Consider the following 26,874-nt stretch of genomic DNA (forward strand, 5'->3'; position numbering starts at 1 on the left):
AGGAGTTTTCATGACTGAGTATTCGCTTACTGCGTTGCGTCAGGCTCTTGATGCTGGTCAGCTCACCAGCGTTTCACTTACGAACCAGTACCTGCAACGTGCTACATCAATGAACGATACCCTCGAAATGTATAATTGTTTTAACCCTGCGGCGCTGGAAGAGGCGGCTGAGGCTGATAAAAGAATCGCGGGTGGCGAACGTTCACCACTACTGGGCATACCGGTTGCGATTAAGGATAACATCAATGTCCGTGGTTTGCCGACGACGTGTTCGTCTAAGATGCTCGAAAATCATCAGAGTGTCTACGATGCAACCGTGATTGAGCAGCTCAAGGCTGCGGGTGCGGTTATGCTGGGCAAAACAACGATGGATGAATTTGCAATGGGGTCGTCGAATGAAACGGCGCTCCGAATGAAAGCCAAAAACCCTTGGGATAGTACGCGCGTAGCGGGTGGTTCTTCCGGAGGTTCTGCGGCAGCGGTCGCGGCGGGATGCGCTCCAATTGCGCTTGGCAGTGACACGGGCGGTTCGATCCGCCAACCCGCGTCGTTTTGTGGCGTGGTCGGATTGAAGCCAACGTACGGTATTGTTTCTCGGTATGGATTAGTGGCGTTTGCGTCCAGCTTAGATCAGATTGGCCCGCTGGCAAATTCTACGGAAGATGCGGCGATTCTGCTCGATGCGATTGCCGGGAGTGATGTGCGCGATTCAACCAGCATTACGTTTGCAAAACCGAGTTATCGCGCGGCAATTGGTCGTGATGTGGCGGGAATGACGGTTGGTTTGCCGCGTGAGTATTTTATCGACGGCATTCAGCCTGATGTCCGCGCGGCGGTGATGCAGAGCGTGGAACTTTTGCGCCAGCAAGGGGTAAAGGTAGAGGAAATATCGCTGCCGCATACGCAATATGCGATTGCAACGTACTATGTTATTGCTACTGCGGAGGCGAGTTCGAATCTGGCACGATTTGATGGGGTGCGCTACACGCACCGTTCTGATCTGCCGGGTGGCTTGAAAGAGATGTATTTCAATAGCCGTTCCGAAGGGTTTGGCGATGAAGTGAAGCGGCGGATTATGCTGGGAACGTATGTGCTTTCGAGTGGCTACTATGATGCGTACTACCGCAAAGCGCAGAGGGTTCGCACACTGATTGCGCGGGATTTCCAGGAAGCTTTCAAGCAGGTTGATGCCATTCTCACGCCGACAGTACCTGGAACGGCCTTTGCGAGTGGCGCGCGCAGTGCCAATCCATTAGAGATGTATCTTGAGGATATTTTTACGATTTCTTGCAACTTGGCGGGTATTCCGGGAATAAGTCTGCCGTGTGGGTGTGATAGTCAGGGGTTGCCAATCGGTGTTCAGCTGTATGCTGATTTACTCCAGGAAGAGAAACTTTTGTCGCTGGCCTCCGCGATTGAGCGCCACGTGAAATTTGAGATCACACCCGCAAAAAACTCTTTGGAGTGGTAAATGGTCATTGTACTGGACGATGACTTCTATTTTATCAACCATGTCCAATTTCTGTGTAGGGGGAAATCGATCCCCTGCACACCGTATTCGTCGCCGCAAGAACTGTTTCATGCGGCGCGCAGACCTGAGTTTGCCAAAGCGAAAGTGCTGATTATTAACTATGCCATGTCGGAAATGAATGGTTTTAAGATCTTCCGCCAGATCGAAGAGTACTGTCCCAGCTCGCTCGTGGTGTATGTGCTGAAATCTTCGCAAAATAGCACGCCAGAAATCAGCGAAGTGGTGGTTTCTGAGAGGAGCGTGAAGGTTGCGTCGAAAAATCATATCAATTCACTGATGCGGGAAATAGAGCTGTTGTATCAGAATGAAGTGCCAAAACTGGAAGCATCAAAGCCGGTGCTTCCTCGTCATATCGGGATCATCATGGATGGTAACGGCAGGTGGGCGCAGCAAAAAGGGGTTGAACGGACGGAAGGGCATCGGCAGGGACTTGAAGTAGCGAAAACACTTATTCAGCATGCCGCACGGAAAGGAATACGATACCTGACGCTCTATGCGTTCAGTACCGAAAATTGGCAGCGCGACCCGAAGGAGGTGGCTTTCCTCAATCTCGCGCTCAAGCAATATCTATTGAGTGAGCGCACAACAATGATGGAAAATAATATCCGTTTTTACCCGATTGGCCGTATTGACGATTTCAATGAAGATGTCCAAGAGCTTTTACGCGTAACTATCGAAGCAACACGTGGGAATACAGGAATGACATTGGTCTTGGCGGTTTCATACGGCGGCCAAACCGAAATTATTGATGCTATGCAGTTAATCGGGAAAAAGATCCAAAATAATCAACTGTTACCCGAAGAGATAACCCATCAGACCTTACTTGATCATCTCTATTTCCCTGAATTAAAAGAGTGTGATTTTGTCATTCGCACCAGTGGTGAATGTCGCTTGAGTAACTTTCTTACCTACCAGTCGGCGTACAGCGAGTTGTATTTTACGCCCATCCTTTGGCCGGATTTTACCCCGCAACATTTTGACGAAGCTCTTGACGTCTATCGTTCGCGTGAGCGCAGATTTGGCCGTGAAACAGCCATTCGATTCGGATAAGGACGCAAGAAACGGTCAAGTTTTTCCATGAATACGCCGAAACTATAAGACAGTAAAAATTGTCGAATGGGAGTGGCTGCATGATTCCAGCATGGAAAGAACAGCTTGTAAGTTTGGTCAATCAATTACCCGAAAACACCCCGCCAGAAGATGCACTGCAGGCGATTAGTATTTTTTTTCAAAACAAAAAACCGGTTTCTCATGATGACGCCTTTGTTCTTTTAGAGCAGTGGTTGGAGTTGAACGCGAAACAGAGCCGATCCGCTTGACCCCATCGGTGATATGCTGCTTGTTGCGAAAATGAGACACTTTTTGATTGCAATTCGCTTGTTCTGAAACTATTATCCGTCATTAAACTTTGTCGGTCGGGTACTTTTGTGAAAACAGAACATGCGAAATTAGATGAGTTGCGCAGCAATATTGACAAGATAGATGATCAAGTCTTGCAGCTGCTGAACCTTCGGGCACAGCAAGCGGTCGAGGTTGGTAAGTATAAGTCTGGTCCGGCTGCCGAGTTTTATGTCCCATCTCGGGAGAAGCAGATTTACACGCGCCTCCTGAAAGCGAATGAAGGGCCGATGCCTGATGATGCCATACGGGCGGTGTTTCGCGAGATTATATCTGCCTGCCTGAATTTAGAACAACCCCTCACCATTGCCTTTCTTGGCCCTGAAGCAACATTTACCCATGTTGCGAGTATGGAGCATTTCGGGCAAAGTGCGCGTTATTCCCCTTCACCGACCATTCGCGATGTATTTGGTCAAGTTGAACGTGGCCATGCCCATTATGGTGTTGTGCCAATTGAGAACTCTACTGAGGGGGTTGTCAACTACACGCTTGATTCGCTGGTCGATACCAATCTCGCTATTTGCGCTGAAATTGAGATGGGCATAACACATCATCTGATGAGCACAAGTGGAAAAATCGAGCTCGTGCGCCGTGTTTATTCTCATCCTCACGCTATTGCGCAATGCCGCCAATGGCTCGAAATGAATCTTCCCAAGGTTGAGCTTATTGATATCACGAGCACCTCGCGAGCAGCACAACTTGCTAGTGAACACGAGGATGCTGCGGCAATTTGCTCCGAGCTTGCGGGCAAGCATTACCAAATGACACCTATTGTCAAAAAAATTGAGGATAATCCGAATAACTTCACCCGCTTTATTATCGTTGGTAATAATAAAGCCCGAAAGTCGGGGAATGATAAGACGAGCATCGTGTTTGCGCTCAATCATGCGGTTGGTCAACTTCATGGTGCACTACGCATTTTAAGCGATAACAGCATTAACCTGACGAAAATTGAATCGCGCCCGTCAAAAATTAAGACGTGGGAATATTTGTTCCACGTTGATTTTGAAGGGCATTTGGAAGACGAAAACGTCCACACGGCGTTACGTGAGCTTGAAATGAAAAGTATTTTCCTGAAAGTTCTTGGGTCATATCCCAAAAGCATCCGTACGAGAGAAAGAGGTTAGTTGTGCGCGTCAGCAAAAACATTGAAGAGCTTATTCCGTATCAACCTGGAAAACCCATTAAAGAAGTGGAACGTGAACTTGGCGTCAAAGAGTGCATCAAGCTTGCATCGAATGAAAACCCATTTGGCACATCACCAAAAGCGTTGCAAGCCGTTACCGCTTTATTGAGCAATGCGAATCGCTATCCTGAAGGCGGTTGTTTTTATCTCAAACAAAAGTTAGCGAAATACCTTGGTGTTGCCGAAAACTCACTTGTTTTCGGTAATGGTTCCAATGAAATTATTGAATTGTTGATTCGCACGTTTGTCCAACCTGGCGAAGAGGTGCTCTACTTTGACCCATCGTTTGCGGTGTACCCGATTATCGCCAAAGCGGCAGATCGTGACTTTCGTGGCGTCCCGCTGCGCAAAGATACTTTTGAAATGAATCCAGATGATTTACTGGCCGCCATTCAACCGCAGACGAAAGTGATTTTTTTGACGACACCCAATAACCCAGTTGGGAATTATATTCCACGGGCAGATTTGGAAAAAATTATTCTTGGCACCCCGCAACATATCATCATAGCTGTCGATGAGGCGTATATTGAATATGCGACGGAGCCTGAGTGTCAATCGGTTATTGATCTTGTCGCCACGCATGAAAATGTGATTGTGCTGCGTACATTTTCTAAAGCGTATGGCCTGAGTGGTTACCGCATTGGGTACAGTGTCAGCTCGCCACAAGTGGCTGATTACCTAAATCGGGTACGTCAACCGTTTAACGTAAACTTACTGGCGCAAACAGCGGCAGAAGCAGCGCTGGATGATGATGAGTTCCTTGCGGTGACGCTCAACGGCAATAGCGCTGGGATGAATTGCATTACCAACCATTTGCGAGAACTTGGTATTAGTTGGGTTCCATCGCAAGCCAATTTTATCCTGATTGATGCGCGGGGCAACGGGGCCGATGTTTTCCAGGGATTATTGCGTGAAGGGGTGATTGTGCGCCATATTCCGCATCCAATGATTCGTGACTATATCCGCGTGACAATCGGAACGGCGGCGGAGAATAAAACTTTTCTGACGAAATTCGAGCAGGTGTTACGCACACTTGGGCGGTTGTAATGGTTCTGTCATTTTTTGTGGTAGCTAGCGTGCAATAATGGTTCAATTACAACGGTGCGCAGTAATCGGACTTGGGTTAATTGGCGGTTCCTTTGCGGCTGCCCTAAAAAGTCATGGTTTAGCGGCGTGCGTTGTTGGTGTTGACAGCAATGCCGAAGCGCTCCGAGAAGCGTTAATGTATGGGTATATCGACGAAGCGGTGGAAATGGGCAGTGGTTCCGTACTGGCGAGTTGCGAAGTTGTCTTTGTCGCTACGCCGGTGCGTTCTATGTCGAAAATTTTCGCTCAATTGAATGTCATATTGCCACCGACGGCTTTGGTAGTCGATTTTGGCAGTGTCAAAGGCGAACTGGCTTGGGCATTGAATCAAGGAATATCTTTCCGGTACCTCCCTGCTCATCCGATTGCTGGGGGGGAACGGAGCGGGATACATGCGGCACAAAGCACCCTTTTCCAGGGAAAAAAGTTCATTATCTGCCCGTTTGATCGCGAGGCATACGCGTCTGATATTGCGTTGATGGAACAGCTTATTCTGGTCATTGGCGGTCAGAGTGAAGTCATGGATACGGCGGAGCATGATACGATTTTCGCGGCCGTCAGTCACCTGCCCCATGTGGTGGCATATGCGCTCGTCAATGCATTGCGGACGATGGAAAGCTGTTCGGGCATTAAGCTTGGGCACTATCCCGGTGCTGGCTTTCGCGATTTTACCCGCATCGCTTCGAGTGATGAAGTGATGTGGAGCGATATTGCGCTAACGAACCGTACGGAAATTCTTCACGCTCTTGACGCTTTTGAAGAGACTTTAGGCGGCATTCGTCAAGCAATTGAACAGCACGATGAGGCGTATTTGCTCGCAACCTTTCGCCATGCGCGGGAATATCGCGATCAAATCGTCAAGAATATGGCTGAGAGACAAAAAACTACTGTGTGAACGAAGCGAGGTCAGCGTTATGCTCCAAGGCTCTATTTCTGTGGCATCGGATAAATCCATCACGCATCGTGCGATTATGTTTTCGTCTTTGGCAAAAGGGACTTCTGTCATCGAAAACCCGTTGATGGGCGATGATAACCTTTCCACGGTAGCCGCGTTTGAAGCGATGGGTGTAACGGTGGAGAAATTTGAAAAAAAACTCGTTATTCATTCACCCGGTTCGCATGCCTTACATGAGCCGAAGGATTTTCTTGATTTTGGCAATAGCGGCACGACGACACGTTTGATGCTGGGGATTCTTTCAGGTCTGCCGTTTTTCTGTGCCATTACTGGTGATCAATACTTGCGTAAACGTCCGATGATGCGTGTGGTTGCGCCACTGCGTCAAATGGGGGCTCATATTGATGGAAGAGAGGGAGGAAAGTTGCTGCCGCTTTCTATCCGTGGCGGAGCATTGGTTGGACAAACTTTTACGACGCAAGTGGCGTCTGCGCAGGTAAAAAGTGCGCTCCTTCTCGCTGGGGCTTTTGCGAAAGGGACAACGGTGATTACTGAACCGGAAAAGTCACGCGATCACACGGAGCGGATGTTACCTTTCTACGGCGTTCCGGTCGAGGTCGTGGGCAACACGTGTTCCATCACCGGTGGCGCGGAGTTTCGTCCGGCCAACATCACGGTTCCGGGCGATATCAGCTCGGCGGCGTTCTTTCTGGTTGCGGCGACGGTCACTCCAGGGAGTTCTATCACCATCGAAAATGTCGGAGTTAATCCCAGCCGTACGGGCGTTATCGAAGCGCTCCATGCCATGAATGCGGCGGTGGTTTTGCGTAATACGCGCGATGTGTGCGGTGAACCAGTGGCCGACCTTGAAGTTCGCTATACTGATCAGTTACAAGCTGTCGAAATTGGCGGTTCATTGATTCCTCGTTTAATCGACGAAATACCTGCGTTAGCGGTAGCCATGAGTTTTGCACGTGGAACGTCAGTCGTGCGCGATGCACAGGAGCTGCGGGTCAAGGAAACGGATCGTATCAAAACCACGTTGTCGAATTTGCAAGCACTGGGTGTACAGTGCGAGGAACGCGAGGATGGTTTTGCTATTCATGGGAATCCAGATTGGAAGCCTTCGGGCACTATCCAGTTAGATGCCTATGGCGACCATCGCATTGGGATGAGTGCGCTCCTCTTTAAGTTGCTTCATCCGCATGCTATTCGGGTGCGTGATACTGAGTGTATTTCGGTTTCGTTTCCCAATTTTGAAACTCTCATGCAATCACTTCAGAGCAAGGGGTAATACGTGCAAGAGAAACCTGTTCGCATAGCACTTGACGGGCCTGGTGGATCTGGGAAAAGTACCGTCGGCAAACGGATCGCAAAGCAGTATGGCTTTACGTATATCGATACGGGTGCCATGTATCGTTGTGTTGCGTTGCGCGTGCGACAAATGGGTATCGAGATGCAGACTATCGAATATACGGCGGCTATGGAAAATCTTTCGATTGAATTTCGCTGGGAAGAAAATCAACAACGGGTGCTTTTGAACGGCGTCGACGTAACGCAAGAAATTCGGATGCCTGACAATGCCAGAGTGACCTCTTTGGTCGCACAAGTTCCAGAAATCCGTAGCGCGCTCGTCGAAATGCAACGTCAGTTGGCGCAAGCAAAAAGTGTGGTGATGGATGGGCGTGATATTGGGTCAGTCGTCATTCCTGATGCTGAATTAAAATTTTTCATGGATGCTTCGCCGGAAACACGCGCCCAAAGGCGTTTTGAGGAGCTTCAGCAACAAGGGGTATCGGTTACTTTTGACGATGTTTTACGCGATATTCAACAGCGTGACTACGATGATTGCCATCGTGAATTTTCACCCTTGATTCAGGTGGCCGACGCGATTGTCATTGATACGACCAACTATGATATTGATGGCGTAACCAAGCTTATCGCGGAACATATCGACAGCATTCTGTGCCGTCAGGAGCACTAAATGAAACTTGAAGTCGGCAAACATGCTGGTTTTTGTTTTGGGGTAAAGCGCGCTATTCAGGTAGCGTTTGACTCAGGAGAAAAGTACAGTGGAGTGGTGCGAACTCTCGGGCCAATTATTCATAATCCACAGGTGGTACAGGAGCTTGAAGCTGCGGGTATTGCGGTCGCGCAAAATCTGGAGGAGATCCCTACCGATACGGGTATGGTGATTATCCGTTCTCACGGTGTTGGTCCACAGATCTATGAGTCAGCAAACGCACGAAATTTAGCGTTGGTTGACGCAACATGCCCTTTTGTGAAAAAAATTCATTCAATTGTCGCACAAATGGATGATGAAGGTTATGATATTGTTGTGCTTGGCGAAGCAGATCACCCCGAAGTTATAGGTATTTGTGCCTATGTTACGAATGGTCGGGTTTTTGTTATCGATGAACCGGAGAAAATTCGCGATATACGGTTAGGACGTAAGGTTGCGCTATTGGCACAAACAACCCAAGAAACGCGACAGTTCTCCGCACTGTTAGCGATTCTTGGTGAAAAAAATAATTGTGAGATTCGGAGCTTTAATACGATTTGCGATGCAACGGGAGTTCGTCAGCAGGAAGCTATCAGGCTCGCGCAACAGAGCGATATTGTAATTATTGTTGGTGGGAAAAAATCTGCCAACACGACGCGTTTAGCGGCTATCTGCCAAGAGATTCAACCATCTACTTATCATGTAGAAACGGTGCACGAGTTAGATGCTGCTTGGTTCACAGGAAAAACACGTGCTGGAATTACCGCCGGCGCAAGTACTCCTGAGAGCGAAATTAACAAAGTTGTTGCGTGGGTTCAGGCTATTGGTCAATAGGTTTACTTTCAAACAGTAAAGCGTTACTGTTTAAAGATAGAGACAATGCAATTTTGTGAGGAGGACGTCAATGATGGACAACGATTACAAACCACATGAAGAAGCGGGTGAAGATTTTGCTGCCATGCTGGAGCAGGATTTCCGTCAACGCGAAGAGTCTGGGCGAATTGTAGAAGCGACGGTTGTGCAGAAAAATGACAATGAAGTTCTGCTCGACATTGGAGAAAAAGTAGAAGGCATCCTCAGCCGTGAAGAGATGGATGGTGCTGAGTTTGATGCATTGCAAGCAGGTAGTAAGCTCGATGTTTTTAATACAGGTCGAACCGAGGGAAATAACGGGTTTATCCGAGTCAGCAAGCAAAAGGCTGACCAGCGCAAAGGATGGGATACGCTCGTCGCTGGTTTTGAACAGGGTGAGCCATTTGAAGGGACTATTTCTGGTGTTGTCAACCGTGGGTTTAATGTAGACATTAAGGGAGTTAAGGCATTTTTGCCTATTTCGCAAGCGGATATCCGTCAAATTCGTGAAACACCAGAAGAAATGGCGAAGTATGTCGGCCTGACGGATATGTTCAAAATTATTAACCTTTCTCCGAAGCGTCACAATGTTGTGGTATCGCGCCGAGCTTTTCTGGAAGAGACCAAAGAGAAGCTAAAATCACAAATTATCGACAAAATAAAAGTCGGTGAATTGATCACTGGTAAGGTGAAAAACATTACTGAATATGGTGTTTTTGTTGACCTCGGCGGCATTGACGGCTTGCTACACATTACAGATATATCGTGGGGACGCGTGTCGCATCCTTCCGCTATGTTTAAAGAAGGTGATTCGGTTGAAGTTGTTGTGCTCGACTTCAATCGTTCTGCCGAGCGGGTTTCGCTTGGATATAAGCAAAAAACTGAAGATCCTTGGTTAAAGGTAAGCGAGCGCTACCAACCTGGAAGTATAGTAAAAGGCAAGGTCGTCAGTTTTGTCGATTATGGCGCCTTTGTTGAAATTGAGTGTGGCATTGAAGGGTTGATCCATATCAGTGAAATGAGCTGGACGAGCCGTGTCCGTTCGCCGTCACAGGTATTGGCAATAGGCGATTCGGTTGAAGTGCGACTCCTCGCCATTGACCCAGAGAATCGTCGTTTATCACTCAGTTTGCGTGGTGTAACACCGAACCCTTGGGATGTTGTCGGTGAGAAGTATCCGATTGGAACTACCGTTTCTGGCAAAATTAAGAATATTACAGATTTCGGTGCTTTCCTTGGCCTTGAAGAGGGAATTGATGGGTTGATTCATATTTCCGACATGTCATGGACGCGCAACAACCACCCTTCTGAAGTGGTAAAAGTTGGCGACCATGTAGAGGCAAAAGTGCTGGCCTTTGACAGAGTCAAAGAGCGTTTAAGCCTTGGGTTGAAACAATTGCAATCAAATCCTTGGGAGCTGGTGGAAAATCGCTACCCGATTGGCGCGATGGTCAGCGGTGAAGTTGTTAACCTCACTGATTTTGGTGCCTTTGTAAAGCTAGAGGATGGGGTTGAGGGCTTGTTGCATGTTTCAGAAATTTCTATGAACCGCATTGAGCGTCCAAGTGACGTGCTTTCTATTGGTCAGCAGGTCGAAGCACAAGTGATCAAGTTAAGTAAAGAAGATCGCCGCATCGGTCTCAGCATGAAGCAAAATGAGAATTTTGTGGACGAAAGTACTGACTAACAGCATGTTTCTTCAAAAAAGCAGGAGTTTTGCTCCTGCTTTTTTATTATCTGTTTTTGCAAAAAAACGCTTAAGTCTTGAAATGAAATATCCGAGACGTATAAAGAAGAGTCAGCTACTGTGCGAGCGGAAGGAGAAGAAATCATGTCAAGTATAAATTTCACTGGGTTATCCAGCGGTCTGGATACTTCCAGCATGATTAAAATTCAAGTAGAAGCTCGCGGCAAGCGGCTCAATAGAATGCTGGATCAAAAAGAATTGCTCGACTTGCAACGGCAGGCGTTTCAAACGGTGAGTAATGATCTTATGACGCTCCGCTCACAATTGCTCGACCTTCGCTTGCAGTCCACGTTTTATAATCGTGACGTTACTCTAAGCAATAATAGCATGGCTTCGGCAAAAGCCGCACCTGATGCGCCGAAAATATCGCACACGCTCGAAGTGAACCAACTAGCGAAAGGCGCAACCGCGTCGAGTTTTTATACCCGTGCGTCAATATCCGCTGCTGTAGTGCCAAATACTTCCAACATTACCGGTGTTTCTACGAGTTATCCCGGTATGCTGGAAGGGAAACACGATATTGCCATTCAAACAATCTCTGCCGGAGGCACTTCGTTCGCTACCGCAAAAAATACCCTTTCCCTTGATAATAAACCAGTCATGAAGGCGGTATCGGGTGCTGATGTAGAAGGTGCCGAAGGGATGTTTGGTGGATCGATCACTATAGGTGAAACCCTGAATGTAACCGTGAACGGTACTCAGGTTGCGGTTACATTTGATCAGGCCTTCAGTGCTTCCAGTACATTGACTTCAGTTGCCAATTATCTTGATAAGTCAATCAATGCTGCGGTAAATGCACAACGTGGCACGCAAGATATCCGGTATATTGCTGTCGGTAACTCTGCTAACGACTGGACAAGTAGCGACGATTACTTAACGATTTACAATACTGAAGTCGCTATAGGCGAAACGCTTACTGTAGATGGTGGCAGTGCAGCGAATGCCCTTGGTTTTGGACTCGGCGGAACTGCAAAAACGGTTACTGCTATCGAGAAAAACACCTTTGTGGAAGTAGTTTCCGCCTCTGCCACCGCCTACACTGCACTGCGAACAACGATGGGATCAAGTGCAGAGGGGTTGATGGGAGGGGACTTCACCTTTGCAGTTGCATCTGGAAGTACTATCCAAGACGGAAGTTTACGCATTATAACCAATAGTGGCATGCGTTTTGGCGAAACGACCAGTACGACGGTAAAGGGTGCTACAAATATTGGAACCATTGATACCACTAAGTCGCTTTCAACAGCGGGGTTTACGAACTACGATAGTAATAAAATCAAAGGATTTTTCACTGTCAACGGAGTGAAGATTGAATTACTGAAAGATCCTGACCCGAATGATCCCAGTGATGATCCGAATCCCACCGTCCAGGAGCTACTGGCAGCGATTAATGGCTCTGGCGCTGGAGTAACGGCTTCGTATGACGCGACGAATGGCAGGTTCCTGCTCACTTCCAACACACCTGGTGCTTCATCCGTGACAGTAGGTGATTCGACAGATACGTCTAATTTTCTCACAATGGCCGGTCTAACAGCAGTTTCCGGTGCCCAAACAACGGCGGGAAGTAGCCCTAGTGCGGTTGATCCAACGGTTACTGGGCTAGGATTCGGCAAAGGTATTTTTACTATAAACGGAGTAAGTATCTATGTCGACAATAAATACGATTCAATAAATGATGTCATTCGGAAAATAAATAATTCTGGTGCTGGTGTAACAGCAAGTTTTGATGTTAACTCGAATAAGCTACATCTCTCGAGCGAATTGGGAAAAAACACAACCAATGCCAGTAAGATTCAGATCGGTTCTGCCAATGATACGAGTAACTTTCTTGGGTTTGCCAATTTAGCAGCTAATTTTAGCAATCCAACTACGACGGTACAGGAAATTGGTACGAAAGGTCAGGATGCTGTTTTTCAGTATGATGGTGTTGTATATGTGAAAAACACCAACGAAATCGAAAAACTACCGGGTGGTATTGATTTGACCCTAAAAGGGGTGACCGCGTCGACCGAATCTATTACGGTTGCAGGCAACACCGACAATACCGTTGACAGAATCGCAAAATTTATTGCGCTCTACAATAAAGCTATGGAGTACATAAACCCGTTCCGTTTAAGTGATGACGATAGAAAATATCTGAAGCCACTTGATGCTGAATCGGTTCAAAGCATGACCTTCAGTCAGCAAGATCAGTATGAAGAGAAATACCGTTCGTTTAACATGCAGGAGACACTCCGCAAAAGCTCTGAGATGAAGGGTCTTTCGGCCAATATGAAGCGGCTTGTGACAGGGTATTATGGCGATGCCGGTTCAACGGTAAAAAGCCTTGGAGATATTGGCATTACGCTGGCTGGCCGTAATGATTATAAAGTGCTTATGAAGGGGATGTTATTACTTGATTCGACGGATGAAGAGGAAATTAAAGCTGCTTTGCAAAATAATGGTGTCTTTATGGCAGCCATTGCTGAAAACGAAGAGGAAGTATTTAATCTTTTCAGCCGTGTAGATGACAATGGAGATTCCTACGGTATTGCACGTAAAATGCAGGATATGATCGAAGGTTATGTATTCACCGATGGTGTTTTGAATAATAAACTCCGCGTTGGTGGGCTTATGAGTCGCGATGCTGACTCGTTAACAAAAAATATCACTCGTGAAAAAAAACGTCTTGATGCCTATGAAGCATCACTGAAGCGTCAGTATGCAGCGCTGGAGAAACGGATGTCTGAACTGCAGTCACAATCATCTGCACTGTTAAGCTTTGCGGGACTACCAAGTGGGTAAACGCTTGATAAAGTCAGAAATTCTTGTATGATGATAAACTCTAAATCGAGGTTGCTATGTCTGTAAAAGATCCCTATGGTGCATATAAGCGCAATGAAATTCAAGGCGCTTCACAAGGAAGATTGATCATACTTTTATACGATGGAGCAATACGCTTTCTGAATCAGTCTATTGTGGCTATTGAGAAAAAAGATATTGGTGCGGCGCACGAAAACATCATGCGAGCCGAGAATATCATCGCAGAGTTGATGAACTCGTTAAATATGGATGCGGGCGAAGTCGCCCAAAATCTCCTTCGATTGTATGAATTTATGATCTGGCATTTGATTCAGGGGAACAAGGACAAGGATAAGGATAAAATTACTGAGGTAATTGGTATGCTTGGCGATCTTCGAGTCGCATGGCAGCAGATTGTTGGTGGTAAGGTTGACGGGGAAAATGCCGTGCCTCCGGTTCAAAACGGTGGCGAGACAGCTCCGAAAAAACTTAACATATCGCTTTAATCAAGGAGGAAGACAATGAATGTCGATGCACTTGGCGGTGGGTATGTCAAGCGCTCTCCAGTGAAGCTCCCGGAGGATTCCAGGGGGGCGGCTCGGGAAAGTGGCAAGAGTGACGCCGCAGAAAAAAGTAAGCAGCTCAGGGATGAAGTAACCATTGAAAACCGACTTTCCGGAATGAGCTCGATTCGTGATGTAGAAATTGCGAAAACGCTCCTGAAAGATACTATTCGGGATATGGTTGGAAATTCACAAAAGGCACTCGATGCCTACAAGGATGCAAACGGGTCATCACTCGGTAAGCTCTTGTAAAAAAATGAATTCAGGCTGCAGGGAAGCAGAAAGCTGAATAAGACTGTTCAAGGTCTTGGTGTGCATGGATGCCACTTGTCTTTCCTTTTCTCCAGCCAAGTCAGCATTTTATCTTCTGACGAGGTGATTATGGAGTCCATTTTTGTGCTCATGTTTCTGTAAATGGAGTAAGATCATCATCTTACTCCATTTTTTTATTCAATTCTTTTGCATCATCACCGTAAGAGTAGTATATTCACACACTCTATGAGTATGATAAGTGCGCTTGCATGCTCTTACTGCCTGGATTATCTGGAGTCGCATTGATGCAGAGTACCGAGAACACCTGGCTAGACCTCTTTCGATCAGCGTTTGATACCATAGAAGAAGGTATATTCATTATACGTCGTTCCGGTTTTAAAATAGTATATGCGAACAAAAAAGCTTCGCGTATTTTCAACATGAAACCGCGTGAACTCGCTCAAAAAACCTGCCACTATATACTTTTCAATAAACTTACTAAATGTGATGATTGCCCGATTGAAGCTATGTATGCGGCTGATATGGCGCAAGTGCGTGATGTTAAATATGTCGATTATCGCTCATTTCAGCGTAATCTTGTTTGTCGCTACAGCGCCTTGAATGAGGAGTATTTCCTCATGAGCAATAGTGACCAAACAAAAGAAAAAAGTCTTATCAACACGATTACGTCACAAGCCAAAGAGATGAAGGCAAAGAACGTCGTCCTGAATTTGCGCAAAAAAGAAGTAGAAAAAAAACAGGAATTTCTCACGAATGTTATTAACGGTATCCGTGAAGGAATCATGGTTGTCGACAAAAGTTATCGCGTGGAATTGGCCAATCAAATGCTTATTACTGTTCTAGGAAGCTCTATAGAAGGGGAATCATATCCTCCATGCTATACACTGGCGTATCAACGCTCAACCCCTTGCCCTGATTGCCCTATGTTGCCTGAACATATCTCCAAGAACGTTTCGGCGCGGCAAATTGTTGATCCACATACCAAAGAAGAAAAAAATATTACGGTGCAATTTACACGCACTGCTACAGGATTGATCGAATCACTACGTGATACTACAAAAGAAAAAAATCTTTTAACAATGATCAAGAATCAACAGGCTCAATTGACTGCTACGAATGAACAGCTTGAGATAGCCCAACAACATATTGACGAAGAACTGCGTCAAGTAGGCGAACTGCAACACAGCTTACTGCCAACCGTATTGCCAGATGATGATCGTTTTGATATGGCGACGTTTTATACCCCAGCAACGCAAGCGGGGGGGGATTACTACGACTTCCTAGAGATGTCAAATGGCGATATAGGCATTCTTGTTGCCGATGTTAGTGGTCATGGGCTACCGGCAGCCGTTATTATGGCCATGACGCGCGTAATTCAACGTTCATTGGCGATGGACGAACCAAGCCCAGCGGAAGCCTTAGATAAAGTCAACTCTATGCTTTGTGAGAATATTTACACAAATGACTTTGTCACAATGTTCTATATTATTCTGGAAAAAGAGTCACTGAGTGCCCGTTATTCATCAGCCGGACATAATCCACTCATACATTATCGTCTTGCTTCGAATAGTTTTGAAAAATATACAAGTAAAGGGTTCTTTCTTGGGGCTTTTGATATCGGTGGATACGAGGAAGGATCCTTTCATTTTGAGCCTGGCGATATATTGCTTTTATATACTGATGGACTGGTAGAAGCGATGAATCGAGATCGGGAACAATTTGGGTATGATCGTGTAGAAGCGATTTTGCGCGAAGATGCATCAAAGGGGGCTCAAGAAATCATGGATAAAATGGTGAGTGAAGTAAAACGCTTTGCGGATGGAGTCCCTTTTGATGACGATATGACAATGGTTGTGGTGAAGGTTAACGTTAACGTGTGAGTCGCGGAGTTCTCGAATACGAAATAAAGAAGGAGTGATGTATGAACAAGAGTGTAAAAAATGGTGTTATCATTTTCAGTCTGAGCGGTGATATCGAAGCAACTGCGGGTAAAAAATTAAACAGCGCTATTCGCAGTGCACTCGGCAATGATGGGAAAAATGTACTCTTGAATTTTCAAGATGTCAGCTATATGAACAGTGCTGGACTGAGAGAACTGATCGATATTGTAAAGTATTGCAATAAAAGCAACTTTAAATTGAAGATATCGAATCTTCCAGAAGATATTTGCGAGATGTTTGAATTTACCAACCTTACGCGCGTTTTTTCGATACACACAACAGAGTCACAAGCTCTTACCTCTTTTTAGGATAATCAGGTATGTCTATTTCGGTGAAAAAAGAAGAAAATCAGTCTGTTTTTACGCTTTCAGGAGATTTTACCGCTGAATTAGGTCGCGAACTGAACAGTGCTGTTTTTCAAATTGACGCCGAACTTGAAAGCATTGTTTTAGATTTTACTGAAGTGCACTACATTAACAGTTCTGGCATCTCAATGCTGATTGAACTCTACAAAAAAACACGACCGCATTCGTTGAAGATAGTGGTTCGTTCACTCCCTGTTGAAGTAAGAGAATTCTTTATGCATGCTCGTCTTAATGAGCTCTTTACGATTGAAGGGGCGAGCAATAGTAATACCGTTGAACAATACATCGATCTCTTTCAAAGCGCTGATAATCGGGATGAAGCAATTGAAGCGCTGGTCAAAATGGAAAATTCTGTTTTGCCACAACTCCACCAAGCTCTGCTTTCTGAGAATGAGCTTATTCGTGCCGGTGCCATTGTTACCCTTGGTCACCTAGACGATACTGCTTCGGTAAGTACTATCAGTCATTTGCTTTTGCATGATGAATCTTCTGACGTACGGCAGAGTGCGGCTTTTTCGCTCGGACTACTTATGGATGAGCAAGCCGTTCCAGCTCTGGCGCAATCGTTAAAAGATAGTGTCAGTGAAGTTGCCGAAACGGCTGGTCGCTCTCTTGGAATCATTGGATCCGAACCCGCTATTCACGCACTTTGCCAGTCGCTGCGTGATGATTCGCCGCGGGTTCGTGGTGTTGCCGCTCATTCATTGGGGATGATTTCGCATCACGCAGCATTAGGTGACATTGAACGCTTAACCCAAGATAGCGACTCATGGGTACGGATGTGTAGCGTACAGGCACTCGGATGGATGCGCGCACAACATTCTGCACCCGTGATCATTGAAGCATTGCGTGATCAAAATATGATGGTGCGTGAAGCTGCTGCCGCCAGCCTTGGACGGATTAAAGCACCAAACTCTGTCGAGCCTCTCAGTCAAGGGTTATCGGATGAAAATATGTGGGTCGCATTTTTCGCCGCCAAAGCTCTTGGGCAGATTGGCAATCCTGCCGCAATTCCATTTTTAATCAATGCATTTACCTCGACAGAATATGAAAATGTCCGAATTGCCTCACTGTGGGCGCTTCGTGAACTTAAAGCGACAGAGGCAGAGACATATTTTATTGAGGCGTTTGAAGAACCGAACGAAGATATTCGTAAAGAAGCACTGTGGGGGATTGCAAGCATAAATCACCCGAAAACTATCGAGTTCGTTTTGCGAGCTCTTTCGGACGTACGCTGGATTGTTCGCTATGCCGCATTACAAATCATCGCCCAACTAAAGCTGTATATTCTTGAGTCAGATTTGCGTCTTTTGCTTGCGGAAGAAAAAGAAGACATTGTTCGTTGTGAGATCAGTCGTGTATTAGTTGAAATTGCACGGAGTGAGCCATGAATTTACTTGGTGCACAAGTTATAAAACTCTCGGATGAAGAATTTAAGCTTTTTCGCGATATGGTGTATGAATACAGCGGAATACTTTTTCAAGACCACAAGCGATATATTATAGAAAATAGACTTTCCAAAAGGCTGAAGCAGCTTAACTTTTCGACATTTAAAGACTACTATTACTTCCTTAAGTATGACCGTAAAAGAGACGATGAGCTCGTAGAGGTCATGAACCTTCTCACTATCAATGAAACCTATTTTTTTCGTGAGCCAGGCCAGCTTCGTCATATGATTCAGGTTGGCATACCAGAAGTGCTAAAAACGAAAACTGACCGCACTCTACGGATCTGGTCAGCGGCCTGCTCAACTGGAGAAGAGCCCTATAGTATGAGTATTTTGATCAAGGAGAGTGGCGTTCTCCCTGCCGGATATAAGTTGGAAATTGTCGGGACTGACTTAAGTGCCAATGCGGTTGAAAAAGCGCGTGAAGCAAAATATCGCAAAATTTCATTCCGTAGTACAGATGCCAAATATATGCGCCATTTTGTCTCGCAAGGTTTAGAGTATCAAGTGAATAGTGATATCCGTCTGCCGGTGCGCATTGAACGGGCAAACTTATTAAATCCTTTGGATATGTCGCGTTATAAAAATATTGACATTATATTTTGTCGTAACGTACTTATTTATTTCGATAAAGAGTCTAAACAAAAAGTTATAGACAGTTTTCAGAAGGCGTTACAGCCTAAAGGATACTTGTACATTGGGCATTCTGAAACACTCTATGGTATCAGCGAAGCGTTTCGGATGAGCAATTTCGGAGAAGGTGTTGTCTATACGAAAAAGTAATGGTTTTGTTTTGTGAGGTGCCCCGATGAACCCACTTGGCCCTATTGCACACATCAATATTATTGGTAAAATCAACATGGTGGAAAAGTTGCAGGACGCGATGGATAATCGCCAGCAGCAAACTGCCGAGAAGATTGTGGCTGATGCCGTGCAGCAAAAACAAAAAGAAATGATGGAAACAGTCAAATCTATCGAAGAAACAGGTGATAAAGAAGTTGACGATCGTGAGGGGCGCGAAAAGCAAGAATCATCAAATCGTAATAAAAAGAAACAACATGATAAAGACGAAGATACTAAAGGAAATCGTGCCCCAACGGGTCATATCGATTTCCTTGCTTAGCCTTTTCCTTACTAATCAAATATGAAGGTTGTTATGTTAAAAATAGGACAAGTCCTCGAAATCAAGTTGCGTGATCGTCAAGGGTTTGATGTGTGGACAAGTGCGGTTGTAACAAAGTATTCTGACTCTATTGCTATCGTTACGCTTGATTCATATCCTCATGTTGATTTTAGCGCTCTTTCTTCCCGTGATGACTATGTTGTATCGGTAAACTGGTTTTCTCACAGCCTCTTTCACGTCACAAATGGCCATATTGCCGGTAAATTAAAAGAGCAAGTATTTGGGATTAAAATTGACGAAGCATCGTTGGTTCGGCATGAATATGCCTCTATCGAAGATCGACTCGAAATACCATATCGTACTTTGGAGAAAGCTGAGTATTTTGCTATACGTAAAACCTTTGCCAAGCATGCTCCTGTGCAGACGCTTGTTCCAAAATACCTTGAGAACAATGATGATATCCCTGCGGCACTCCTTAAATTTCTTGGCGACATCAACTATAAGCTCGATCGCATTCTGCGTATTATCGAATCAAAAGATACGACCCCAATGGAGTTAAATAAAAATACGGTAACGTCGATAGTTGGAGGTGGTTATTTAGTAACTTCTGATGCGGTAGAAGGTGAATTCTATCTCGTTAAATGCAGCCTTCCTGTTTACCCTTACCGTGAATTTTATGCACTAGGAAAAGGCGAAATGATGCCTGCAGGAAAGATAGGGATCATCTTCAGTTTTATGCAGGAAGAAGACCGTGAAGAGTTGATTAAGTTTATATTTGAGCGGCAACGTACCATATTAAAAGCGCAAAGGAATCGTTAACGTGTACGAGCTGCTTTTATTGTTTTTAGCCTTAACATGTATTTTTTTGATTGGTATAACTCTGTATCTCCTTGTGGTCGTGCGCCGCATTCGGAATAGCCTTGGCGGTCATTCAGTGTACGAGCTGGAGATGCTGAATAATTCATTAGAAACATTGGTACAACGTGCAGACGACTCTTCACTAACACTGACAGAAGAAATTAAACGTGAAGAGTTTATTCTCAAAGAATTGCTAAATCTTATTGATAAACGGAAACGTGAGCTTGAAGATTTAATTGCCAACTATGACCAGCATAAGCAGACAGGTAGTAAAGAGCAGGAAAAAGACATCAGATCAGATGTTCTGTTCTATCTCGAAAAAGGATTTACCTCGAAAGAGATTGCCGAAAAACTTGGCAAACCAGTCAGTGAAATATCATTACTTTGCAAAATACTTTCACAAAATAAAATAACGGTATAACCGAGCTATTGTGGATATTTCCCCACTCATCAAGCAAGTAGAGCTTGTATCCAGTGATCTCAAGGTTGGTGAACTTCGAGCTGGGTCGCGGTTTGAAATCCAGGTAAGGGCACACCAGGGTGGCAATCAGCTTGCTGTAATTTTGGGCGGAAAAGAGATGGTAGCGAGCAGCGAAACCACCCTTGCTCCTGGCCGGTATATGGTTGAAGTGCAAAGCACCACACCGCAACTGGTACTTAAATTACTTCCTCAAACGACGACAGTACCTCAAAATCTTATGCATAAACCGCACATGACGGCGTTACCCCCTTTTTTTGACACAAATGCTTCTGTGATTCGTCAACCACTTCCGCTGCCAACAACACTTACTCTGCCACTGTTTCAAACATCTGTATCTCAAGCACCAACTATTCAGGTTCCAACGCCTCAAGCTCCAATTGCTCAAACTCCTACCGTTCAAGCACCTACAGTTTCTGCACCAGCTGCTCAGACTCCTACGGCTCAACCACCTACAGTTCCTGCACCAGCTGTTCAAGCGCCAACGCTTCAAACTCCTACAGTTCCTGCACCAGCTGTTCAAACGCCAACGGCTCAAGCTCCTACAATTCAAACACCAGCTGCTCAAACGCCAACGCCTCAAGCACCTACAGTTCAAGCACCCGCAACTCAAGCGCCAACGGTTCAAGCACCTACAGTTCAAACACCAGCAACTCAAGTGCCAACGGCTCAAGCACCTATATCACCAATTGTTCCAGCGTCTCCACCGCTGATTATAAATTCGCTACATACACCTACTCAAGTGACCATGCCAATGCTTCCACTTGCTACGGAGATATTAACGATTATTGGACGCCCTTTAGAGCAGGCCATTCTCGATCTCAGTGCTTTAGCACGTGAGGCAACTGCCACTCAACGCGCGGCTTCTCCAGAGAGCGCTATTATTTCAAGTAAGTTAGACTGGAAAAATCTTCAGCACGTTATTGCTAATAGTGGTCTTTTCATGGAGCGGCGGCTGTTTACTGGTGAAAAGGGGATTGAAGATGATCTCAAAATTAAGTTGATGAAGTTGGTGAGGAAATTTTCTGAAAGTGAACAAATCATGGGGGCGCTAACGCGCAAAATTAACTTTCTTACGAAAGAGCAAGTGGCAAATCTTGTTCTTAAAGAAAATGGAATTTTTTTGATCGACATACCACTTCCAACTGATAAAGAAATTCGACAAATAAAAATTCGTTATCGAAAACGTGGGAAAAATTCACCCGAATTGGACAGTGACATCCTTTCTATATATGTAAATATGACGCAACTTGGTGAGGTAAAAGCCAATATATTTTTGGCGCGGGATGCTATGCAAATTGCCCTTTTTTCACAGCAACCGAATACGCATAAACTACTCGAAAAAACAGCCCCTCTCTTAGCGCTAACCATCAAGCAAGAAACAGGCAAAGAAGTGCAAATGCGTTGCGTGCTTGCTGATGGCCATTTGTATGCTGAATTTGATGAAAATTTAGTGCTTCTCGAAGCAATGCGGGGATTGCGCAATACTACATCTGACGAGTAAGTGCTGCGCACGAAATTTATCTATTATCAGTTAGGCGGTAGATAATCTCGTTATACAGGAGCCAATACTGTGGCGCGATGATGACGGAGTCATCTGACTGGCGCAAGAGAACACCTTGCGTGAGCAATGCGGCGATTTGGTTCTGTGTTGCCACTGGCTGTTGTGCGATCTCAACGGGCGTTATTCCGGTAGAGGTGCGGAGTGGCAATATGAGCGCTTCGTACCGTATATCCACTGGCGAAAGAAATTCGTCGATATCGAGTGGCAAAAGCCCATTTGCAGCAATGTACCCTGATAGGTTGGCTTGGTTGCGATAACGCGTTTTTGCCCCTTTACCGCACGCACCTGGACCAAAAGCATAGATAGTGGCAGCACGCCAATAGAGTGAATTATGGAAGCTTTCTTTGCCAGCTTTGGCGAAATTAGAAATTTCGTACCACGTAAAACCGTTTTGTTGGAGATACTCTGCGGCTCGGTTGAAACATTCAACTTGAAAATCTTCATCTATTGAAAGGCTTAGTTGATGCGTTTCGCTCAGCGTCAGCACATAGAGCGAAATATGGTCAACAAACGTGTAGTATGAAATATCACGAATCGTTTGGTCTGTATTTGCCCCTGGTATTCCAGTGATAAAATCTACAGAAACATTCATGCCACGGCCTTGTGCCGTGAGCAGTACCTCGTCAATATTTTTACTCTCGCAACACCTATCAATCCGCCTTAAAAGGTCAACGTTCGTTGTCTGTATGCCGACGCTGATGCGGTTGATTCCAGCATCCTGCAATCGCACCATTTGATCGTGTGTCAGGTTTGGATTGCATTCTAAAGTTACTTCAATGGGGGGAAATCCAATCTTCGCCGTCACGAGCCCAACTAACTGTTGTATTTGCTGAGTAGACAGGAGAGATGGCGTACCTCCACCAAAATAAAGTGAATACGGCGCATTTGGGGGAGGAACAAATTCAGTCGCGGAGATTTGTTGTATGAGTGCTTGCACAAAAGGGACGATGGTCTGATCAGAGGGTACTTCAGAATAAAAACTACAATACCCACATTTGGATTGGCAAAAGGGGATATGTATGTATATCCCCCACGATGCGGTTACTTTACTGGGCAGCAAGTTCTTCGAGCTTTTTTCGTGCCAAAGTCGCTGAAGGTGTACCAGCAAAGGAATCGACGGTATACATCAAAATATCGATAGCTTCGCTGCGTTTACCCATCATCTCTAACGAGTATCCTTTTTTAAGATAACTATCAGACACTTTATTCCCTGTCGGATAATTGCGGGTTACTTTGTCAAAATAGTCATACGCTGTCGTATAATCTTTCTGAGCATAGTAAATTTCACCAGCCCAATAAAGTGAATTATCGGCGAGCGAAGATTGAGGGAAATTGCGATATACCTGATCAAAAGCGATTAAGGCGCGCTGTGGATCGTTAGCACGGTAGTACGTTAATGCTTGGTTATATAATGCAGTCGGTTCACCACTCATATCAGAAAATGTATCCCGTGAAGGCGTGGTAATCGGTGCTTCATTCGGTAGCATAGCTTTGTCAGCGGTAGTACCTTCTGGGCTAAGTGCAGAGGGCAATCCAGTGTCAGTAGCAGAGGTCGGAGAAGAAGGAGAAAGAGGAGTTGATGACGGCGACGTAATTGCCGGGGGACGAACACCCGCAGATGGCAGAGGTGCCGCTGGCTTTACTGCTGCCGTTGCTGGAGGAACGGACTTTGATGGTGCAGCAGACGGTGCTGGACGGGATGTTTGTGTGGAAGTGGAACGAGATGAAGCGGACGGCGCGCCTTGCATCTCAGATTGCATGGTGCCGAGTACATTGCGTAGATAATCTAAATTTACGGTATTGTTATTGACTTGCTGACGTAGCGCCATTAAGTCACGCGCAAGCGCTTGATTCAGTGCATGTAAGTTTGCATTATCCATGCGAAGGTGTTCAAGTTGAACTCCCACAGGTGCTGTCTCATTCAGGACTTGCTGCCGTTGCTGATCGACCGTTTGACCCTCTCCAAATGGCACCATGCAACCTTGCAATGTTGCAGCGAGTAAAAGAACCATGGTAAGGCGGGTCATCGCATGTAGTGTCATGCAAACCTCCATAAAGTGTATTTTTCATTATCATAAGTAAAACTCTGTTACAAATGCTCTTTGGACTATATAATAAAATTGCACAATATGCAGGGAAAATTACTCTAAACCATATTCGCGGATTTTATAGTGCAAGGTTCGACGTGCAATACCGAGTAATTCAGCTGCTTTTGATTTATTCCCATCGGTTTTTCGCAAGGCCTCAATAATAAGGTTTTTTTCGTTATCTTTTATCGAAACAGTTTTTTGACCGCTTTGCATGGCGTGAGAAGCCAGCTCAGGGAGGTGTGTGACATCAAGCATTTGTGTGCGGCACAGAATGATGGCACGTTCCACTATGTTTTCTAATTCTCTGATGTTTCCCGGGAAAGAGTACGACTTTAGTTTTGTCAGAAAGCTATCTGAGTATCCTTGAATCAGCTTGCCAAACCGCGCCGCATATTTTTCTATGAAGAACGAAATAAGCAGAGGCAACTCTTCGCGACGTTCGCGAAGTGGTGGAATCTCAACGGGAAAAACATTCAGGCGAAAAAAAAGATCTTCTCGAAATGATCCGTCTTCGACCATTTTTTTGAGGTCTCTATTGGTTGCGGCAATTATGCGCACATCGACGTGAACACTTTGAGTGCCACCCACTCTTTCAATAACTCTTTCCTGAATCGCTCGTAACAACTTTGCTTGTGCAGCAGGCGGAAGCTCACCCACTTCATCAAGGAGCAGAGTCCCTCCACTGGCTTGTTCGAATTTTCCTTGTTTGCGGGCGGCAGCACCGGTAAAAGCACCTTTTTCATGGCCAAATAATTCGGATTCGATAAGGTTTTCGTTTAGGGCGGCGCAGTTAACCGCAAGAAAATTCCCTTTCGCCCGCGGCGAATTTTCGTGGATAGACTGAGCAATAATCTCTTTACCAGTTCCCGATTCTCCAAGGACTAAGACAGAAGCATCAGTAGGGGCAACCATTTCTAGCAAAGAAAGCACTTTGCCTAATCCTGAAGGGGACCATACACCGTGAAAGGTATATGAAGAAACTACAGAGACTTCTGCCTTAGTGAAACCCTTTTTTAGAATACGCTGCAGTACTTTTAAAAGCTCATCAGAGTCGACTGGTTTGCCTAAAAAATCTGTTGCACCAAGTTTCATGGCTGAAACAGCTGTTTTGACAGTTGAGTACGCCGTAATGATAATAACTGGCGTAATATCGCCTGTTTTGCGTAGCGCGCCAAGGAACGTCAACCCATCCATCACGTCCATTTGAACATCAAGTAAGATGGCATCAAACGGTTGCTGTGCAATGATTGAGAGAGCGTCTTCACCATGTATAGCCTCTTCTACGGTATAGCCAGCATCTTCAAGGTGAATCCGCAACATATAACGGTGCGTTTTTTCATCATCAACTATAAGTATTCGTTTCATGAGCGCTCCTGAGGTTCAAAACATATTGCAATAGAAAAAGGATTTACTGAGTGTACCCCAAGCGTAAATCCGTGCTGTTCAATGATTTTCTTACTAATTGCGAGACCTAACCCTGATCCTTGCGACTTGGTCGTGTAAAAAGGTTCAAAAATTTTATTTTTGTCGATTTGTGTACCCTCAGGGATCTGATTTATAATAAGAATTTCCCGTTCGGTAACGCGCAACTCAATAGGAGCCCCTTCAGGCGAACCTTGAATGCTATTAAGTAACAAATTTACAAGAACTTGAAGGAGTTTTTCAGGGTCTATTTGACGGTCAGATACCACATTGGCAAAGTGAGTTTGCAGAGTGATGTTTTTGCTTTGCATATCGTAATAGACAATCTGAGCGGCTCTTTGAGCTAATTCTGCTGGATTGACCGATTTGGTTTCAAGTGGGATATCTTTTCCATATGCCATGAAGTCTTCAACGATTTTATTCAGTCGGCCGGTCTCATTCAGGGCATTTTCTAAGACCTCTTGCACCTGACCATCGGGTGTTTTTTTAATGGCAAAACGGATCAAGCCTGACATCGCACTTAAAGGGTTACGGATTTCATGAGCCAGAATATTTGAAAAACTTCCCAATTCGGCGTCTTTTTCAGCACGACGAAGTCTTTCCTGACTAATTTGGTACAATTTAATAAGCTTAATACTGTAGTAAAAGGTGATAAGTAAAATAATTTGCACAGCAATCATTTGAAACATATTAAAAAGTTGCTTGTGCTTGAGGACGTTTAGGTTGCTTTTATCAAGTACCAGTAAAATAGTGAGTTCCTGCACTGGTACGTCGCCTTCAAAGTGAAAACGGGGATGCATGCGCCAGATGTTGTCTGACTCGCGAGAAGGAGAAACAAGTGGCACAATCGGATTGAATGGCTTGTAAAAATAGAACAAGTCTTCTGTTTCAACCACAAGCTCTTCGCGATTTTGATTTACCATCAAATAGGCTTGATCAATGGTTCCAAGTGACAAGAGCACTTTTCCGTTGCGGTCAAAAATGATAAAATTACGAATGCTTTCCTGCCTCGAAAGGTCTTGCAGGAAAATCCGCATACTCTCCATAGAGTGTTGCGAGTACACACGAAAAACTCGATTGCCACTTTCAAACGAATGGATAATCGTCCTGCCAAGACCTATCATGCTACTTCTAAAAGCGTCCACGCTCCGGTATGCCGACACACCATGAATTACTACCGCTGAAGCATTCAATATAATAGCTAAGAGAAGAATAATTTTTATTTTTCGAAGAAAAAGGTTCATCGGCTCGCTCGCATAGCTATAATCAGCTA

At 45.3% G+C, this 26,874-nt stretch carries 25 protein-coding genes; 21 read left to right on the forward strand and 4 right to left on the reverse strand.

The window, feature by feature from the left end; translation table 11 throughout:
* Positions 1 to 10 precede the first annotated feature (10 nt).
* The 21 genes from gatA to P304_RS16150 all read left to right on the forward strand — a co-directional run bounded on the left by gatA (position 11) and on the right by P304_RS16150 (position 22,029).
* Entirely contained in the window at positions 11 to 1,471 is a 1,461-nt protein-coding gene (gene gatA, locus P304_RS0106840) for an Asp-tRNA(Asn)/Glu-tRNA(Gln) amidotransferase subunit GatA (RefSeq protein ID WP_027389934.1), read from the forward strand.
* Positions 1,472 to 2,581 carry a polyprenyl diphosphate synthase gene (uppS, locus tag P304_RS0106845; protein WP_051321491.1) on the forward strand — a complete coding sequence of 370 codons (1,110 nt, stop codon included), beginning with the start codon at positions 1,472 to 1,474 and terminating at the stop codon, positions 2,579 to 2,581.
* 80 nt (positions 2,582 to 2,661) lie between these two features.
* Positions 2,662 to 2,850: a hypothetical protein gene (locus P304_RS0106850; RefSeq protein WP_027389936.1), complete on the forward strand. Its 189-nt coding sequence runs from the start codon at positions 2,662 to 2,664 to the stop codon at positions 2,848 to 2,850.
* 108 nt (positions 2,851 to 2,958) lie between these two features.
* On the forward strand, positions 2,959 to 4,056 hold the full coding sequence (gene pheA / locus P304_RS0106855; RefSeq protein ID WP_027389937.1) for a prephenate dehydratase: 1,098 nt from the start codon (positions 2,959 to 2,961) through the stop codon (positions 4,054 to 4,056).
* Between the two features lie 2 nt (positions 4,057 to 4,058).
* Complete coding sequence (gene hisC / locus P304_RS0106860) at positions 4,059 to 5,162, forward strand: histidinol-phosphate transaminase (protein WP_027389938.1); 1,104 nt, start codon at positions 4,059 to 4,061, stop codon at positions 5,160 to 5,162.
* Between the two features lie 37 nt (positions 5,163 to 5,199).
* On the forward strand, positions 5,200 to 6,096 hold the full coding sequence (locus P304_RS14485) for a prephenate dehydrogenase (RefSeq protein WP_051321493.1): 897 nt from the start codon (positions 5,200 to 5,202) through the stop codon (positions 6,094 to 6,096).
* Between the two features lie 19 nt (positions 6,097 to 6,115).
* Positions 6,116 to 7,390, forward strand: coding sequence for a 3-phosphoshikimate 1-carboxyvinyltransferase (aroA, locus tag P304_RS0106870; RefSeq protein WP_034764474.1), 1,275 nt, complete (start codon positions 6,116 to 6,118; stop codon positions 7,388 to 7,390).
* A gap of 3 nt (positions 7,391 to 7,393) precedes the next feature.
* A complete protein-coding gene (cmk, locus tag P304_RS0106875) occupies positions 7,394 to 8,080 on the forward strand; it encodes a (d)CMP kinase (RefSeq protein ID WP_027389940.1) in 687 nt (228 codons plus the stop codon).
* The gene (locus P304_RS0106880; protein WP_027389941.1) at positions 8,081 to 8,932 is read left to right on the forward strand and encodes a 4-hydroxy-3-methylbut-2-enyl diphosphate reductase; all 852 of its coding nucleotides are present in this window, start codon (positions 8,081 to 8,083) and stop codon (positions 8,930 to 8,932) included.
* Positions 8,933 to 9,002: 70 nt separating this feature from the next.
* Positions 9,003 to 10,637, forward strand: coding sequence for a 30S ribosomal protein S1 (locus P304_RS14490; protein ID WP_034764478.1), 1,635 nt, complete (start codon positions 9,003 to 9,005; stop codon positions 10,635 to 10,637).
* A gap of 144 nt (positions 10,638 to 10,781) precedes the next feature.
* Entirely contained in the window at positions 10,782 to 13,481 is a 2,700-nt protein-coding gene (gene fliD / locus P304_RS0106890) for a flagellar filament capping protein FliD (RefSeq protein ID WP_027389942.1), read from the forward strand.
* A gap of 56 nt (positions 13,482 to 13,537) precedes the next feature.
* On the forward strand, positions 13,538 to 13,984 hold the full coding sequence (fliS, locus tag P304_RS14495) for a flagellar export chaperone FliS (RefSeq protein ID WP_034764481.1): 447 nt from the start codon (positions 13,538 to 13,540) through the stop codon (positions 13,982 to 13,984).
* Positions 13,985 to 13,999: 15 nt separating this feature from the next.
* Positions 14,000 to 14,293, forward strand: coding sequence for a hypothetical protein (locus P304_RS0106900; RefSeq protein WP_027389943.1), 294 nt, complete (start codon positions 14,000 to 14,002; stop codon positions 14,291 to 14,293).
* Positions 14,294 to 14,598: 305 nt separating this feature from the next.
* Complete coding sequence (locus P304_RS14500) at positions 14,599 to 16,194, forward strand: SpoIIE family protein phosphatase (protein ID WP_051321494.1); 1,596 nt, start codon at positions 14,599 to 14,601, stop codon at positions 16,192 to 16,194.
* Between the two features lie 41 nt (positions 16,195 to 16,235).
* Complete coding sequence (locus P304_RS0106910; RefSeq protein ID WP_027389944.1) at positions 16,236 to 16,562, forward strand: STAS domain-containing protein; 327 nt, start codon at positions 16,236 to 16,238, stop codon at positions 16,560 to 16,562.
* Positions 16,563 to 16,573: 11 nt separating this feature from the next.
* Positions 16,574 to 18,010, forward strand: coding sequence for a HEAT repeat domain-containing protein (locus P304_RS0106915; protein ID WP_027389945.1), 1,437 nt, complete (start codon positions 16,574 to 16,576; stop codon positions 18,008 to 18,010).
* Positions 18,007 to 18,849: a CheR family methyltransferase gene (locus P304_RS0106920; RefSeq protein ID WP_027389946.1), complete on the forward strand. Its 843-nt coding sequence runs from the start codon at positions 18,007 to 18,009 to the stop codon at positions 18,847 to 18,849. Before P304_RS0106915 ends, P304_RS0106920 begins: the two co-directional genes overlap by 4 nt.
* Positions 18,850 to 18,874: 25 nt before the next feature.
* On the forward strand, positions 18,875 to 19,189 hold the full coding sequence (locus P304_RS0106925; protein ID WP_027389947.1) for a hypothetical protein: 315 nt from the start codon (positions 18,875 to 18,877) through the stop codon (positions 19,187 to 19,189).
* A 33-nt stretch (positions 19,190 to 19,222) separates the two neighbouring features.
* On the forward strand, positions 19,223 to 20,008 hold the full coding sequence (locus tag P304_RS0106930; RefSeq protein WP_027389948.1) for a hypothetical protein: 786 nt from the start codon (positions 19,223 to 19,225) through the stop codon (positions 20,006 to 20,008).
* Between the two features lies 1 nt (position 20,009).
* Entirely contained in the window at positions 20,010 to 20,468 is a 459-nt protein-coding gene (locus P304_RS0106935; protein WP_027389949.1) for a hypothetical protein, read from the forward strand.
* A gap of 10 nt (positions 20,469 to 20,478) precedes the next feature.
* The gene (locus tag P304_RS16150) at positions 20,479 to 22,029 is read left to right on the forward strand and encodes a hypothetical protein (RefSeq protein WP_027389950.1); all 1,551 of its coding nucleotides are present in this window, start codon (positions 20,479 to 20,481) and stop codon (positions 22,027 to 22,029) included.
* A 16-nt stretch (positions 22,030 to 22,045) separates the two neighbouring features.
* On the opposite strand, the gene P304_RS0106945 is transcribed toward P304_RS16150, so the two are convergent.
* From P304_RS0106945 to P304_RS0106960, 4 genes are all read right to left on the reverse strand, one after another.
* Positions 22,046 to 23,197: a coproporphyrinogen-III oxidase family protein gene (locus P304_RS0106945; RefSeq protein WP_330216753.1), complete on the reverse strand. Its 1,152-nt coding sequence runs from the start codon at positions 23,195 to 23,197 to the stop codon at positions 22,046 to 22,048.
* Entirely contained in the window at positions 23,136 to 24,131 is a 996-nt protein-coding gene (locus P304_RS16155) for a tetratricopeptide repeat protein (protein ID WP_051321495.1), read from the reverse strand. Before P304_RS16155 ends, P304_RS0106945 begins: the two co-directional genes overlap by 62 nt.
* Positions 24,132 to 24,230: 99 nt before the next feature.
* Positions 24,231 to 25,544 carry a sigma-54-dependent transcriptional regulator gene (locus tag P304_RS0106955; RefSeq protein ID WP_027389952.1) on the reverse strand — a complete coding sequence of 438 codons (1,314 nt, stop codon included), beginning with the start codon at positions 25,542 to 25,544 and terminating at the stop codon, positions 24,231 to 24,233.
* Positions 25,541 to 26,845, reverse strand: a complete 1,305-nt coding sequence (locus tag P304_RS0106960; RefSeq protein WP_084417600.1) for an ATP-binding protein — start codon at positions 26,843 to 26,845, stop codon at positions 25,541 to 25,543. The genes P304_RS0106955 and P304_RS0106960 overlap by 4 nt, the downstream gene beginning before the upstream one ends.
* Positions 26,846 to 26,874: the final 29 nt, after the last annotated feature.

It is taken from the genome of Chrysiogenes arsenatis DSM 11915 (assembly GCF_000469585.1).
Lineage (GTDB): Bacteria > Chrysiogenota > Chrysiogenetes > Chrysiogenales > Chrysiogenaceae > Chrysiogenes > Chrysiogenes arsenatis.

Excerpts from the sequence above, each read along its gene's own strand:
- gatA (WP_027389934.1), top strand. The coding sequence starts at position 11 with ATGACTGAGTATTCGCTTACTGCGTTGCGTCAGGCTCTTGATGCTGGT.
- uppS (WP_051321491.1), top strand. The coding sequence starts at position 1,472 with ATGGTCATTGTACTGGACGATGACTTCTATTTTATCAACCATGTCCAA.
- P304_RS0106850 (WP_027389936.1), top strand. The coding sequence starts at position 2,662 with ATGATTCCAGCATGGAAAGAACAGCTTGTAAGTTTGGTCAATCAATTA.
- P304_RS14485 (WP_051321493.1), top strand. The coding sequence starts at position 5,200 with ATGGTTCAATTACAACGGTGCGCAGTAATCGGACTTGGGTTAATTGGC.
- aroA (WP_034764474.1), top strand. The coding sequence starts at position 6,116 with ATGCTCCAAGGCTCTATTTCTGTGGCATCGGATAAATCCATCACGCAT.
- P304_RS0106880 (WP_027389941.1), top strand. The coding sequence starts at position 8,081 with ATGAAACTTGAAGTCGGCAAACATGCTGGTTTTTGTTTTGGGGTAAAG.
- P304_RS14490 (WP_034764478.1), top strand. The coding sequence starts at position 9,003 with ATGATGGACAACGATTACAAACCACATGAAGAAGCGGGTGAAGATTTT.
- fliD (WP_027389942.1), top strand. The coding sequence starts at position 10,782 with ATGTCAAGTATAAATTTCACTGGGTTATCCAGCGGTCTGGATACTTCC.
- fliS (WP_034764481.1), top strand. The coding sequence starts at position 13,538 with ATGTCTGTAAAAGATCCCTATGGTGCATATAAGCGCAATGAAATTCAA.
- P304_RS0106900 (WP_027389943.1), top strand. The coding sequence starts at position 14,000 with ATGAATGTCGATGCACTTGGCGGTGGGTATGTCAAGCGCTCTCCAGTG.
- P304_RS14500 (WP_051321494.1), top strand. The coding sequence starts at position 14,599 with ATGCAGAGTACCGAGAACACCTGGCTAGACCTCTTTCGATCAGCGTTT.
- P304_RS0106910 (WP_027389944.1), top strand. The coding sequence starts at position 16,236 with ATGAACAAGAGTGTAAAAAATGGTGTTATCATTTTCAGTCTGAGCGGT.
- P304_RS0106915 (WP_027389945.1), top strand. The coding sequence starts at position 16,574 with ATGTCTATTTCGGTGAAAAAAGAAGAAAATCAGTCTGTTTTTACGCTT.
- P304_RS0106920 (WP_027389946.1), top strand. The coding sequence starts at position 18,007 with ATGAATTTACTTGGTGCACAAGTTATAAAACTCTCGGATGAAGAATTT.
- P304_RS0106925 (WP_027389947.1), top strand. The coding sequence starts at position 18,875 with ATGAACCCACTTGGCCCTATTGCACACATCAATATTATTGGTAAAATC.
- P304_RS0106930 (WP_027389948.1), top strand. The coding sequence starts at position 19,223 with ATGTTAAAAATAGGACAAGTCCTCGAAATCAAGTTGCGTGATCGTCAA.
- P304_RS16155 (WP_051321495.1), bottom strand. The coding sequence starts at position 24,131 with ATGACACTACATGCGATGACCCGCCTTACCATGGTTCTTTTACTCGCT.
- P304_RS0106955 (WP_027389952.1), bottom strand. The coding sequence starts at position 25,544 with ATGAAACGAATACTTATAGTTGATGATGAAAAAACGCACCGTTATATG.
- P304_RS0106960 (WP_084417600.1), bottom strand. The coding sequence starts at position 26,845 with ATGAACCTTTTTCTTCGAAAAATAAAAATTATTCTTCTCTTAGCTATT.